The following is a 13,739-nucleotide window of genomic DNA, read 5'->3' on the forward strand; positions in this document are numbered from 1 at the left end:
ATTGCGGTAAGGTAGAACAACATGACTATGAGTTGTATCTGGCAGTTAATGATATTGATCACACGAAGACAAAAGCAGCTTCGCCGCAAACAAATGGTATCTGTGAGCGTTTCCATAAGACGATTTTGCAGGAGTTCTATCAAATTACGTTTAGGAAGAAGCTTTATAGCTCATTGGAAGAATTACAAGTTGATCTAGACGATTGGCTGAAATTCTATAATACTGAACGGACTCATCAAGGAAAAATGTGCTGTGGTCGTACACCACTTGAAACTTTACTTGATGGAAAACGGATTTGGGCTGAGAAGAATTTAGCTCAAATTTAACCTGACAGGCACAATAAAAAATGGGTAACTGTCAGATCAGGTTTGAGCTAGTACAATTTATCTATTGATGATTTTACTAATTTGAAAAGTTGAGGCTGTTGTTTAACATCTAACTTTTTTGCAAATCTTGTCCAAGTAAGTGCCAAAATTTGGCAGGAAATAAATCATTCAAATTATTTCACATTCAATAATTGATCCCACTTGAAGTAGTTTTGAGTTAGCCGATCTCTTGACATGTTCCAGGTTCTATTCGGTAACGTACTTGCTCCTAAAGCCAGCTTGGTTTTGCCAAACTTATGATGGATTTCCTCAAGTGAATCCATCAGGTTATTGTCTAAGCTTATTTGCTTCATGTCAGTGAACAGGTCATAAATATGGGAAGCTTTAGGCTCCAGGCACGTCAAGATCACGCCACATTTCTTAAAGGCAATATCTTTGGTATACAAGTCATCAATCATCGTGGTAGCAATTTTAGAGAACACTAACAGGTTGTCAGTAGGTTCTTGTAAAGTCACTGCAGCTGACTTGCTGTAATAAGGTCTATACGTGTCAAACGGGTTAGATTGTACGAAGCCAATTATATAACCACACAATAAATTTTCACCTCTTAAACGAGTAACTGCATCTTGCACATAGAGGCTCATAGCTTCTTTTAAGTCGTCAATATGGTAAATCCTTTGTCCAAAAGAACGGCTTGCAACAATCTGCTTTTTTGGTGCCCGCGTATGCTCTAGCTCTATACATGAAACACCCTGCAATTCCAGTAATGTCCTATGCATGACGATAGAAAACTGATCTCTGATCATCAGAGGCGAAGCCATAATGAAATCCATGACTGAGTGTATCCCCATGCTGTTGAGCTTTTGGCTGTGCTTCCTGCCAACTCCCCAGATTTCACTCACTTCTATAGCTTGGTACAGATCTTCAGCAGAGCAAGGATCCATTGAAACTAGGTTGCATACACCGTTCAGATAAACATTCTTTTTCGCAATGTGGTTTGCTAGTTTTGCTTCTGTCTTAGATCTGCCAATGCCAATACATACTGGTAAACCAAGCCAAGAAAAAATACGCTGACGAATGTGCTGGGTATAGTCAGTTAAGTCGTAATTTCCCGCATGGGCTGTCAGATCGAGAAAACATTCATCAATAGAGTAAATCTCCTGTTCTTTAGGAGAAACAAAGTCGGACAGGACTTTCATGAATCTGCGTGACATCTCTGTATACAGGGCATAATTGCTAGAAAGCACTTGGACCTGATGCTGTTCAACGATGTCCTTGATCTGAAATAGAGGAACACCCATCTTAATGCCTAGGTCCTTGGCCTCTTGAGAGCGGGCTACAGCGCAGCCATCATTATTAGACAGGACAATTACTGGTTTATCTTTTAGACCAGGGTTAAAGATGCGCTCACAACTCACATAGCAATTATTAATGTCTACTAAAGCGTAGATTTTCTGAGAATATATGGTCATTGGGCAGGAAACCAATAAAGAAATTAACGATTTCTAAATGACTTAATGACAAAAGTAACCACACCCCAAATCACCATTTCCTGGCCATCTTGCAGATGAATGTCTGAGCAATCTGGATTTTCAGCTTTAAGCCAACGATAATTATTTTCGATCATTAAGCGTTTTACAGTGAAATCATTGTCGATCAGTGCAATCACGATGTCTTCATGTTTGGCGTCAATACTTCGGTCTACAATCAGTTCATCATCAATCTCAATACCTGCATCTCGCATAGAAAGTGAAGCGACTTTCACCACAAAGGTTGCTGCTTCATTTCTAATCAAGTGTTCATTCATGTCTAGAGTTTTATCTACATAGTCTTGGGCAGGGGATGGAAAGCCAGCAGCGATTTTCTCAGCGGCTAAAGGAATTTTCATGTAGGTGGATGACTCTACAACAGAGATTGAAGCAATATCATTAAAGCACGGTGAACCGTACCGGGTTTGTCGGAGACCAAACTTTCTGAGATGAGACGCATTGCTTCTCAAGACGTAGCGAAGCGTAGTGATCCGATGAAAAAAGTAAAATATACCCCCTGAAATCAGATAGAGCGGTTCAATTAGAACTAAACCCAACTATCGCAACACTGAGCTCTGGAGAATCTCGTCGTTTCTTAATTGCGTCGTAATGATGATCATGAAGATAAAATCAAAAAATACAGATTTTTGTGTAAATCCTGAGTAGAATTCGACTTATTTTTTCTGCAGTAAAAAAGCATGGCTTCTCACTATGCTGCTTTGCAAGGACGTTTTATGCTCGCGCTAGATATACAACATGTTCGAATGAAACAACACGCCACTGATAAGGCACAAGCGTTGCAATGTCTAGTCGATATCTTAGTCGAAGACCAATTGGTTACACCTGATTATATTCATGGGTTGACCGTGCGCGAACAACAAAGTGCAACGTATTTAGGGCAAGGAATTGCCATTCCGCATGGGACGCCTCAGTCTCGCCAATGTATTTTAAAAACTGGTATTCGTCTGGCACACTTTCCTGAAGGAGTTGTTTGGGACGGTGAAAATAAAATTTATTTAGCAGTGGTGATTGCTGCGAAATCAGATGAGCATTTGCAAGTCTTACAAATTTTGACGCGAGCTTTAATTAATGATGTCGCTGATCAAGTGAAACAGGCTCAATCTGCAGAGCAAATTATCGCATTATTACAAGCCCAACCCGCATCTTTGGCATTGCATGAAAATTTAATCGCCACCCAAGTTCCTGCACTTGATGTAGAAGATTTAATTTGGCAGGCAACACAGTTGCTGAAACAGCAAAAAATGGTGGAGTGTGGTTTTCTGTCGGGTTTAAACCTAAACAGCATGATTCATTTAGGGGAGGGGGTCTGGTCGATCACTTCTAACCAGCATGTTTTGAGCCCAGCTGTAAGTTTGGTAAAAGCGGAACAGGTTTTAAGCCATCAGCAGGAAATGCTCAAGACTTTGGTGTGTATTGCCAGTAATGAGCAACTGGATATGCAACGGTTTCAACGGTTAATGGATATTTTGTTTGATACTGAACAAGTTCATACCCTCAACCAAGAGCAAGATAGTCACCAGTTGGCGCAGTTAATTGGTGCTGAACTGATTCCTGATTGGCCATCTCGTCGTATTGTCTTAGCTAACGCTCATGGTCTACATGCACGTCCCGCGACACACTTGGTCAATATGACCAAGAAATTTGCAGGGGATATTCTCGTTGCTGTAGATGAGGGGGCTTACGTTTCGGCAAAAAGTTTAACCAAATTATTAGCCATGGGGTGTCGTCGTGGTCAAACTCTGACTTTTATTGCACAACCCGATACCGATGCTGTAGCAGGCTTAGAACAGATTATTGATGCAGTTCAACAAGGTTTAGGAGAAGAAGTTGAAGCTGTTGACCTTGTATCTCATCAGCATAGCAGTAGTGCCCCAGTCGTAAATAATTTGGAATTAATGCCTTTTGAATCACATGGCGATACGGGTAGCTGCGGTATTGCGGCATCAACTGGCCTTGCTTTTGGTCCTGCACATGTGGTGAAGCCACATGAATTTAGTTATGAACGTCGCGGACAGAGTTTTAAAGCTGAGAATGAAAAGCTTGAAATTGCACTTCATCAGGTGAAAAATAACTTACGTCAATTCATTGCACATACTGAATCTACTGCCATTAAGCAGATATTCATGGCACATTTGGAAATGCTGGATGATCCAGACCTCCTCCAAAGTGTACAACGCGGTTTAAAGCAAGGGTTGTCTGCTGCAGCAGCTTGGCATGATCATATTGAAGTGGCTGCTACCGCACAGGCTGCACTTAGCGATCGTTTACTGGCAGAGCGTGCGGCTGATTTAAGGGATATTGGTGAGCGTGTTTTGGCTGCTTTGTGCGGTGTGGCCGATGTCACAGAACCCGAGCAACCTTATATCTTAATTATGCATGATGTTGGCCCGAGTGATGTAGCGCGTCTGAATAAAGATCGTGTTGCAGGCATTTTGACCGCGGTTGGTGGAGCGAGTGCCCATAGTGCTATTGTGGCACGTGCTCTGGCTATTCCAGCAGTCGTAGGTGCGGGTGTAGCTGTTTTAAATATTGAGAACCATGCCACAGTGCTAATTAATGGGGATAGTGGTGAGTATGTGGTCTCACCCGAGCAAAATCAGATTGATCATGCCATTGCAGAGCGCCAACGCCAGCGTGAGTTGCGAGAACAAGCGGAACAGCATTGTTTAGAACCTGCCATCACACTGGATCAACATCAAGTTGAAATCGCAGCCAATATTGGCAAAGTGGGCGCTACGATACAGGCTGTGGCCGATGGGGCAGAAGCAATTGGTTTGCTACGCACAGAATTGGTCTTTATGTCACACAGCAGTGCGCCTGATGAGGCTACACAGGAAGCCGATTATCGGGTGGTGTTAGATGCTTTGGCGGATCGTCCATTAGTGGTACGTACACTTGATGTGGGCGGGGACAAACCTTTGCCGTATTTGCCTATTGAAAAGGAAGAAAATCCATTCTTGGGCTTACGTGGTATTCGTCTGACTTTACGTAAGCCAGAGTTGTTACGTCAGCAATTGGTTGCTTTACTTAAAGCAGCAGATAATCGCCCATTAAGAATTATGTTTCCGATGATTGGGCGGGTTGAAGAATGGCGAGCGGCAAAAGCAATTTTGGATGAGGTTCGCATACAGCATCCATGTGAAAACTTACAAGTCGGTATTATGATTGAGGTTCCTGCGGCAGCATTGTTGGCTCCAATTCTTGCTCAAGAAGTTGATTTTTTTAGTATTGGAACCAATGACTTGACTCAATATACTCTGGCGATTGACCGTGGTCATCCACTGTTGTCTGCTGAAGCTGATGGTTTACATCCGAGTATTTTGTTATTGATTGATCAAACTGTTCGGGCAGCACATCAGCATGGTAAATGGGTGGGCATTTGTGGTGAATTGGCTGCTGATCCAAAAGCTGTGCCTGTATTGATAGGCTTGGGCGTGGATGAGTTGAGTATGTCGAGTACCAGTATTCCATTGGTGAAGGCGCAAATTCGTGGTTTGAACTATATAAATTGCCAACAGGTCGCTCAGCAAGCCTTAAGTTGTGACAGTGCAACTGCCGTACGTGCATTGGTGGAGTAATTACGAATGGCTAAGATATTAAGCATTACTCTGAATCCTGCAATTGACCTCACCGTGCAATTGGATCAACTAAAAGTTGGCGAGGTCAATCGTCAGTTAACGGCCCAAAGCCATGCAGCAGGTAAAGGCTTAAACGTGGCACAGGTCCTTAAGGATTTGGGACATGAACTGATTGTGAGTGGCTTTTTGGGGCAAGACAACCGTCAAATTTTTGACCATCATATCCAGCAAGAGCAATTTGATAACCAATTTATTTATGTTGCAGGTGAAACACGACAAAACATTAAAGTTGCAGAAGCTTCTGGTCAGATGACTGACATCAATGGCAAGGGCTTTTTTGTAGATACCTCAGCAAAACAACAACTATGTGAACGTTTATCTCAACTGATTTTAGAAGTTGATGTGATTGTGATTGCTGGCAGTTTGCCACAAGGGTTTTCTGCAGAAGAGCTTTCGACACTGATTCTATGGTTACAGTCTGCTGGTAAAAAAGTCGCAGTAGATACCAGTGGTGTTGCGTTGAAAGCAGCAATTGCTGCCCATCCTTGGTTGATTAAGCCTAATACAGATGAGTTGACGGAAACCTACCATTTGCCAGCAGAAACGTTTGCAGAACAGCAGCATCTTTTTGCCAGTTTAAATAGTCAGATCGAACATATTGTGGTCTCGATGGGTGAAAACGGAGTGAACTGGCTTCACCGCACGCAACCCCTGCATGCTACTGCACCGAAAGTCACCGTCCAAAGTACGGTGGGTGCGGGAGATTCCTTGCTGGCAGGTATGATTCATGGCTTGTTGAGTTCAACTTCCCCAGAAGAAACATTGAAAACAGCAACCGCAATTGCGAGCAACGCTGTGACCCAAATTGGGTTTGCCCTTCCAGACTTTGCTGTTATTGAAGATTTGAAATCGCAAATCTCAGTCCAATCATTGAGTTAATACGATGCAAGAGATAAAACATATTTTATTTGTGCCACATAGTCCCGAGCAGCCGATTAATGCAGTGATTTTGGCCAAAAAACTCTCCAAAGCAGCGACAGCACTTGGTATTTCCAATGATGTGGCGACATCAGTCGAGCATCTCGATTTATCAAATGTTATTGATACAGTTGTTTTTGTTGGACAGAAGTCGGTAGATGCGGATCAACTGCGTGACAAGGTTGTGAAAGTCATTGGTTTGAATAACGCACAACACGATGCGATCATGCTTTTGCAACAAGTTCTTGAGCATTCAGATGCTTTAGATGAAACTACTGCAGCCAATGTAGGGATTACACGGTTTGTCGCCATTACAGCATGTCCAACTGGTGTTGCGCATACGTTTATGGCGGCCGAAGCCTTACAACAGGGGGCAGTAAAGCACGGGTATCAGATTGATGTTGAAACCCAAGGATCGGTTGGGGCTAAAAATATTTTATCGGCAGAAAGTATTGCCAAAGCAGATGTGGTGATCTTAGCAACGGATATTGAGGTCAATACAGATCGCTTTGTAGGCAAACGTGTATATCGCTGCAGTACAGGATTTGCCCTTAAGCAAACGGATAAGACTTTTGCAAATGCAATTGCTGAGGCCAAAGTGCTTGAAACGGGTAAGCAAACAGCCACTAAGACAGAAAATGAAAACAAAGAAAAAACTGGAATTTATAAACACCTTTTAACAGGGGTATCTTTCATGCTGCCGATGGTGGTGGCGGGCGGTTTGATCATTGCCATCTCGTTTATGTTTGGCCTCAATCCTGTTGAAGGAAGCTTTGCCGCATCCTTAAAGCAAATAGGTGCTGCAGCATTTACTCTTATGGTACCTATGCTGGCAGGTTACATTGCTTATTCTATTGCGGATCGTCCGGGTTTAACTCCAGGTTTGATTGGCGGTTTACTTGCCACACAATTAGAGGCAGGCTTTCTCGGTGGATTAGTTGCAGGTTTTATTGCAGGTTATATTGCGTTATTTTTATCGAAGCAGCTTAAACTCCCAAGTAGCTTAGAAGCATTAAAACCAATATTGATTATTCCACTATTGGCCAGTTTAGCTGTTGGTTTAATCATGATTTATGTGGTTGGACAGCCTGTTGCACAATTGTTTGAATTACTCACACACTTCCTTGCCAATATGGGGACGACCAATGCCATGATCATGGGGATTATCCTTGGGAGTATGATGTGTATTGATGTTGGAGGGCCAATAAATAAAGCGGCTTATGCCTTTACGGTGGGCTTACTTACGTCACAAACATACGGACCGATGGCGATTACCATGGCTGCGGGTATGGTACCGCCATTGGGTATGGCAATTGCAACTTTTCTGGCAAAGTATAAATTTACCAAACCTGAGCAAGATGCAGGGAAGGCTGCTGTAGTTCTGGGCCTATGTTTCATTTCGGAAGGTGCTATTCCGTTTGCTGCCAAAGACCCGATTCGAGTGCTTCCATGCGCGATCGCAGGTGGTGCTGTAACTGGGGCTTTGGTTGCATTATTTAAATGTGAACTAGTCACTCCGCATGGCGGTGTAATGGTGCTGATCATTCCGAATGCGATGAATTATCCATTAAAATATTTATTGGCGATTGCGATTGGAAGTGTGGTGACTGGTGTAGCTTATGCCGTGATAAAACAACGGTTAGAATAAGCCCTTCATAGAAGCTTTGTGAAAGCTATTTAGTGCAATAAATGAATATTATGCTCAATCCAATTTGGATCAGTTGGAGAGTCTCTGCTTGAATTTGTCCAGGTAGTAGGTCATGAGCGATATTGCTGAACCGGATTGCAACCTTACAAATCGAGCCAATAATTTCATCAACTTCTTGGACACAAAGTTCCGCTTCCTGAGTACCAAGTTTCACAAGAGCTTGTCGAGGAATATTCAGTGCCTCACCCATGATATCCATTTGATGTGCAGGAAAGTTCTAAACCTCTACTGATCGCTTCTGCACTGTATTCAAAGGCGATTAATGGCCGACCTGTGATTGCGGTTGAGGAGACCAATGTACCCCAAAGCCAATATTCACCCCATCCATTGTAGTAAACATTAAGTTTTTGAGCATGGATTTATTTCCTTTTGATACGTTGGCGAGCACTACTGTTCTGAAATGACAGCTTTGTCCGTTATAATTGTATAAACATTTTTGGTTTCTGGTAATTATGTCCTCATTGATCAATTTTCTATCTCGCTTTAGTACTGCAACCCTTCAGCGCAGTCTGAGCTATGCTAAACACATTGATAGGGAAACGATTGAATTCTTTGAGGACAAAGACGGGGTTACGATGTATGCCCAAATTGAAGGGACAGATTATTACGATACTGCAATTACCTATAATCCCCAAAAAGACCGTTTAATCGATGACGATTGCACTTGTCCGGTTGGATATAACTGTAAACATGCTGCTGCTTTAGCGCGGTTATTCTTTCAAGAATATCGTCAGGAATTTCAGCAGCGTTATGCTGACTCTCAATCCCCGCAGGGAATCGCAAAACGCCAACGGGGGGATGATCAGGCGCAGCGCTGGTTGAATGATTTTAAACGGTATTTACAACAGACTGAACCAGAGCAATCTGTCAAAACAAACAATTATTTAATTTACCTGCTAGATCAGTCTGTCAGCTTAAAGAAATTGACAGTTGATGTTCAGAAGGCCAGACGCAATAAAAATGGCTCAATTGCGGGGGAAAGTTATTATACCCAATATGAAAATATCACCAGAAAGCATCTGACTTTACCTGAACAAAAACGACAATTATTTAACCAGATTTATTATTATGCCAAAATAAACAGTGACGAACGCTTTTATCAAAGCAATCTCGATATCTCCAGCATTTTATTGGAGCATTTCAAATCTTTTATTCAAAGTGGCGATGTGTACTGGCAAAAAAAGAGCCATACTGCACTTCAATGGTCAGAACAAGGCTACAACATCGAATTTAGATGGGAACAAGGGGCTAAACAACAGACAGAGCATTTAAACATTGAATTGGTCAATGGTGATATTCGACTCGATTTGAAATTAAATCCACATATTCAGATTCTCGCGAGCCAGCCACCGTGTTATGTGGATATTCAACAGAACACGGTGGGCCAGTTATATGGTGAATATACGGCAAATCTTCTGTACCATTTTTTACAGATGCCTGATCTTCCATCTATGCTCTTGCCAGAGTTTGAGAAACTGACTCATCAATATTCAGACGTGAAAAATCTACCTCAGCCCGAGTCTATTCAGCATATTGATGTCCTTGAGGGAAGTCCCCAGCCAATTTTACGCTTCGGTGTTTTAGATAAATTTGATTGGAAATGGGAAGAGTCTGTTTGTGCCGAAATTGAATTCTCCTATGTAGGCGGACGAATAAAAGCAGGTACATCAGGTGACAGTTTTATTGGTGAGCAGCATGGCAAAATGGTGCGACAGCTTCGGAACTTAGTTCAGGAACAACAGTCAATCCAGCGTTTACAGCTATTGGTCGAATCACTGAAGTGGGTGAAAGATCTTAATTATTACCAGCAATTAAAACTGGATAAACAACGTCTTGATTCTATGGTTTTTGCGTTCTATGGAGACTGGATCAAACAGCTGATGCCCATCAATCAAATTGAATTGATTGGATGGCAGATAGAGCATCTGGAACACAGCCCATTTAAGCTGCAATATGTTGAAAATTTAAATATTTCCATCACTGAATCTGAAAGCCAACAAGACTGGTTCAATATCGGGGCGACCGTTCAGGACAGTGCAGGCAATAGCTATGATTTACTCGATGCACTTGTGGCTTTGGTGAAAGAACAGCCTGATTTACTTGATCCACGGATTTTTGGTCATCTGAATGACAGTCACATTTTCACCCTGAAAACTGCAGCGGATCAACCAGATTTGGCTTTATCCGCAAAGGACATTAAGCCGGTATTGTTGCATCTGCAGAGCATTTTACAGCAAGAAGAGCGTAGCATAGATCGCTATGATGCGAGTCAACTATTAGAATTACAACATCATCTGGGGATGGTGTGGCAGGTCAGTAATCGCCTGCAGCAATTTGCGCAGAAATTCAAACAAGGCTATCAGCAACAACTGCCGACACCACAAGGTTTTCAGGGGGAATTACGTCCATACCAGCAGCAGGGCCTAGGCTGGTTACAGTTTTTAAGGGAAACCCAGCATGGCGGGATTCTGGCGGATGATATGGGTTTGGGTAAAACAGCACAAACTTTAGCCCACTTACTCATGGAAAAGCAGGCTGGTCATTTGCAGGACAGACCCGCCTTAATTGTTGCACCCACATCGCTGATGCATAACTGGTTCAAAGAAGCGGAAAAATTTACCCCTGAGCTCAAGGTACTGCTGCTACAAGGCCCCGACCGCCATCAGTATTTTGAGCAGATTTCACACTATGATATTGTGTTAACCACCTACCCGCTCTTGGCGAGAGATGAAGAGCAACTGAAGCAATATGAATATCATCAACTCATTCTGGATGAAGCGCAGAATATTAAAAATCCGCGTGCCAAAGCTGCACAGGTAGTACGGCAATTAACAGCGCGACATCGTCTATGTCTAACTGGTACACCTATGGAAAATCATTTGGGTGAGCTGTGGGCACTATTTTATTTTCTAATGCCAGGATTTTTATATTCACAAGAAATCTTTAATAAAAAGTACCGCTATCCTATTGAAAAACGCGGTGATCAGCAGTTAAGGCAAAAGTTGGTAAACCGCATTAAACCCTTTATTTTACGTCGCTTGAAAACTGACGTTGCCAAGGAATTGCCTGAAAAAACCACGATTGAAGTCAATATTGACATGAATGAGCAGCAATCCAAGCTATACGAGGCTGTTCGCGCCACGATGCAGGCAAATATTCAGAAAATTGTGGCAGAAAAAGGCTTTAAGCGTAGTCAAATCCAAATTTTAGATGCCTTGCTGAAGCTGCGTCAGGTCTGTTGTCATCCTAGCTTGCTGAAACTGGATTCAGTTAAAACCGGGCAGGCGTATTCTGCCAAACTTGAACAGTTGATGGATATGGTTGTTCCAATGGTGGAAGAGGGACGAAAAATTCTTATTTTCTCTCAGTTTACCTCAATGTTGGAACTGATTGAACAACAGCTCCATCACGCAGAAATTGGCTATGTGAAGCTGACTGGAAAGACCAAAAAGCGAGATGAAGTCATTACAGCATTTCAGTCTGGACAAGTGCCGGTATTTTTAATCAGTCTGAAAGCAGGAGGGGTTGGTCTGAATCTAACTGCCGCAGATACGGTCATTCACTATGATCCATGGTGGAACCCTGCTGCTGAAGATCAAGCTTCAGATCGTGCATGGCGGATTGGACAGGACAAGCCGGTATTTGTGTATAAGCTGATTACCAATAAAAGCATAGAAGAAAAAATTATTGCCTTGCAGCAGAATAAAGCAGAACTGGCACAGTCTATTCTAAGCACAGATCATGAGGGAGAAGTGAAACTGACGGAAAATGATGTGATGAAATTGTTTGAGAAATTTTAGCTTGGTTACAGGTTTCCTCTAATCATCTGTAAGTATCTGAAAGTCTGGATGCAATTTTTTCCAATGTTCTCTTAATTTTTCTTTATGAACAGAAAACATAGGTAAGTCTAGTAATAGCACTTGCCATACTGACCGTGCTTTGTCCATGATCGCGTGAAGTTGTTTTTCAATAACACGCCATGGAACACCGACTTTTTCAGCCCATTGTTCAAAGTGTTTCATCTCAGCTAAATACCAATCTTTATTTTTGGCAAGATTCAATGCGAAATGAAGCTCATTTTCAATATATACACTAGTCATCAATATATCGTATGCGGGAGATAATCTTGGTGTTCTTTTGTCCTGATAAATCATACTCCAGTTTTTTAAGTGTGCATCTCCATTGGCGAGCAAAATGTTGACAAGTAAGTGGCTGGCAACTTGCTGAATATCAAGAATTTTGTTATATGAAAATTGATAAATGATCTTTCCTATCTGCTCATAATTTGTGGTGCTGTATTTCTGCTGTGGATATGCACCGAAGATCTGAGCAAAGTCTTCGATGTGAATAAGCTCTGTAGTATCAGCAGTACTCTGTCTATCAAATCTTTTGATTGCAAAAGCATATTGCTCTTGGGGTAAATTTAATGGTGGAAGGTTTTGTAAGAGTGCCATATCCACCAAGCGAATCTCAGAGACATCTATTCCGACCATTTTGGCAAGGCTCATCATAGGATATTCATTTAGCGGAACAAAAGCATGTCTGGAAGAAGGAGTTTTGACAATCCAGTCCCCGTGTAGAGACGATTCCGTTGCCTGGACTAGTGTAAAACGCCCATCTTTGGCTTTCATGGAAAACTTCATTTGGACGCCGGCCAAGGAAAACTTATTATCTGTTCGGATCTCCTGTTTTAAGATCTGATCTGGATTAGAGATCTGCAGTTTGAATTTTATTTCATCTGGAATTTCTTCTGGATCTAATGGAGTCGCAATGAGTGCTCCAGGTAAATCATGACCTAAAGCTGCCAATAACTGAAATTCATTGTCTATATGTACTTTGAGGCTTTGTGCAATCAGTTCGCGTAATGCACCTTCTGGTAGCAAGTTTGATAGCAAGGGATGTAAACGCTGATGTGTAACATAGGTCTTTTCTAAAATCCTATCCACTTGAGGATACAAGGGGGAAGTCAGCAGGCTCAAGGTCGGGCGTTGCTGATCAGAGCGGAAGGAATCTGTAAAAACCAGAATATTTTTTCCGCTCTGAAATCCTGCCAAGTATCCAACGATACAGTGATGTAATGTTAATTTCAGGACGGCAACAGTATTCATGGTTCCTCTCCTCCGAGAAGACCCTTCCATGGGTTAGTCATTAAGTCATCCTGATCTTCAATAGTGACTTTAATTCCATCATTCAATAATTGTCTGATCAAATGAACCTTATCATCAGGGATGAGCATCAGTTGAGCATTTAATCCTGCCGCTATAATTTCTAAAGTCTCTAATCGAGGGTTGCCCTGACTTTCCAGTTTTTGGTACTGCTGTCTTGAAATGCCTGTACGGGATTGCATATCAACTTGCTTTAAACCCAATTGGGTTCGTCTTTTTTTGATTTGCTGAAGTAAAGATTTATTCATTGTAGATACATTTATTGCTTTTAGGTTCTGTAAGAAACATATTAGTTTCTTTTTTTGAAAAGCAATTTATGACTTTATCATTTCGATCTATAAAAGCCTTAGCTACGTAGTGATCTGAAATCACTCTGAAAATACAGTTAAAATACGCGGTTCAATTTACCTTAATCTCCTTACGTAATTGGCAGC

9 protein-coding genes and 1 pseudogene are annotated in these 13,739 nt (G+C 42.0%); 5 read left to right on the forward strand and 5 right to left on the reverse strand.

Going from position 1 to position 13,739, the window contains the following annotated elements; translation table 11 throughout:
- Positions 1–326 (forward strand): integrase core domain-containing protein (locus tag J502_RS10830; RefSeq protein ID WP_034684099.1); only part of this gene is annotated, 326 nt, incomplete at its 5' end.
- A 173-nt stretch (positions 327–499) separates the two neighbouring features.
- Here J502_RS10830 and J502_RS10835 read toward each other — a convergent pair.
- The gene (locus J502_RS10835) at positions 500–1,798 is read right to left on the reverse strand and encodes a Y-family DNA polymerase (RefSeq protein WP_034684101.1); all 1,299 of its coding nucleotides are present in this window, start codon (positions 1,796–1,798) and stop codon (positions 500–502) included.
- Between the two features lie 23 nt (positions 1,799–1,821).
- The gene (locus J502_RS10840) at positions 1,822–2,325 is read right to left on the reverse strand and encodes a LexA family protein (protein ID WP_034580556.1); all 504 of its coding nucleotides are present in this window, start codon (positions 2,323–2,325) and stop codon (positions 1,822–1,824) included.
- Positions 2,326–2,589: 264 nt separating this feature from the next.
- On the opposite strand from J502_RS10840, the gene ptsP reads away from it, so the two are divergent.
- From ptsP to J502_RS10855, 3 genes are read left to right on the forward strand one after another with little or no spacing between them, the layout of a single operon-like run.
- Positions 2,590–5,454: a phosphoenolpyruvate--protein phosphotransferase gene (gene ptsP, locus J502_RS10845; protein ID WP_005233291.1), complete on the forward strand. Its 2,865-nt coding sequence runs from the start codon at positions 2,590–2,592 to the stop codon at positions 5,452–5,454.
- Positions 5,455–5,460: 6 nt separating this feature from the next.
- Positions 5,461–6,393 (forward strand): 1-phosphofructokinase, encoded by a 933-nt coding sequence (gene pfkB / locus J502_RS10850; protein WP_004883949.1) that lies wholly within the window; start codon positions 5,461–5,463, stop codon positions 6,391–6,393.
- Positions 6,394–6,397: 4 nt separating this feature from the next.
- Entirely contained in the window at positions 6,398–8,080 is a 1,683-nt protein-coding gene (locus tag J502_RS10855; RefSeq protein WP_004883948.1) for a fructose-specific PTS transporter subunit EIIC, read from the forward strand.
- A 29-nt stretch (positions 8,081–8,109) separates the two neighbouring features.
- On the opposite strand, the pseudogene J502_RS17145 reads toward J502_RS10855, so the two are convergent.
- A pseudogene (locus J502_RS17145) lies at positions 8,110–8,345 on the reverse strand (hypothetical protein); the annotation flags it as partial.
- Positions 8,346–8,592: 247 nt separating this feature from the next.
- Between J502_RS17145 and J502_RS10865 the strand changes: the two are divergent.
- Entirely contained in the window at positions 8,593–11,940 is a 3,348-nt protein-coding gene (locus J502_RS10865; RefSeq protein WP_005233294.1) for a DEAD/DEAH box helicase, read from the forward strand.
- An 18-nt stretch (positions 11,941–11,958) separates the two neighbouring features.
- Here the strand turns inward: J502_RS10865 and J502_RS10870 are convergent, their stop codons facing one another.
- Both J502_RS10870 and J502_RS10875 read right to left on the reverse strand, forming a co-directional pair.
- A complete protein-coding gene (locus J502_RS10870) occupies positions 11,959–13,248 on the reverse strand; it encodes a type II toxin-antitoxin system HipA family toxin (RefSeq protein ID WP_034684103.1) in 1,290 nt (429 codons plus the stop codon).
- A complete protein-coding gene (locus tag J502_RS10875; RefSeq protein ID WP_034684105.1) occupies positions 13,245–13,553 on the reverse strand; it encodes a helix-turn-helix transcriptional regulator in 309 nt (102 codons plus the stop codon). The genes J502_RS10870 and J502_RS10875 overlap by 4 nt, the downstream gene beginning before the upstream one ends.
- Between the last annotated feature and the right edge of the window lie 186 nt (positions 13,554–13,739).

This window comes from Acinetobacter sp. 1294596, assembly GCF_000582925.1.
GTDB classification, from domain to species: domain Bacteria; phylum Pseudomonadota; class Gammaproteobacteria; order Pseudomonadales; family Moraxellaceae; genus Acinetobacter; species Acinetobacter radioresistens.

Bases quoted from the DNA above. Each gene is read 5' to 3' on its own strand.
- J502_RS10875 (WP_034684105.1), bottom strand. From the start codon at position 13,553: ATGAATAAATCTTTACTTCAGCAAATCAAAAAAAGACGAACCCAATTG.
- pfkB (WP_004883949.1), top strand. From the start codon at position 5,461: ATGGCTAAGATATTAAGCATTACTCTGAATCCTGCAATTGACCTCACC.
- ptsP (WP_005233291.1), top strand. From the start codon at position 2,590: ATGCTCGCGCTAGATATACAACATGTTCGAATGAAACAACACGCCACT.
- J502_RS10855 (WP_004883948.1), top strand. From the start codon at position 6,398: ATGCAAGAGATAAAACATATTTTATTTGTGCCACATAGTCCCGAGCAG.
- J502_RS10865 (WP_005233294.1), top strand. From the start codon at position 8,593: ATGTCCTCATTGATCAATTTTCTATCTCGCTTTAGTACTGCAACCCTT.
- J502_RS10835 (WP_034684101.1), bottom strand. From the start codon at position 1,798: ATGACCATATATTCTCAGAAAATCTACGCTTTAGTAGACATTAATAAT.
- J502_RS10870 (WP_034684103.1), bottom strand. From the start codon at position 13,248: ATGAATACTGTTGCCGTCCTGAAATTAACATTACATCACTGTATCGTT.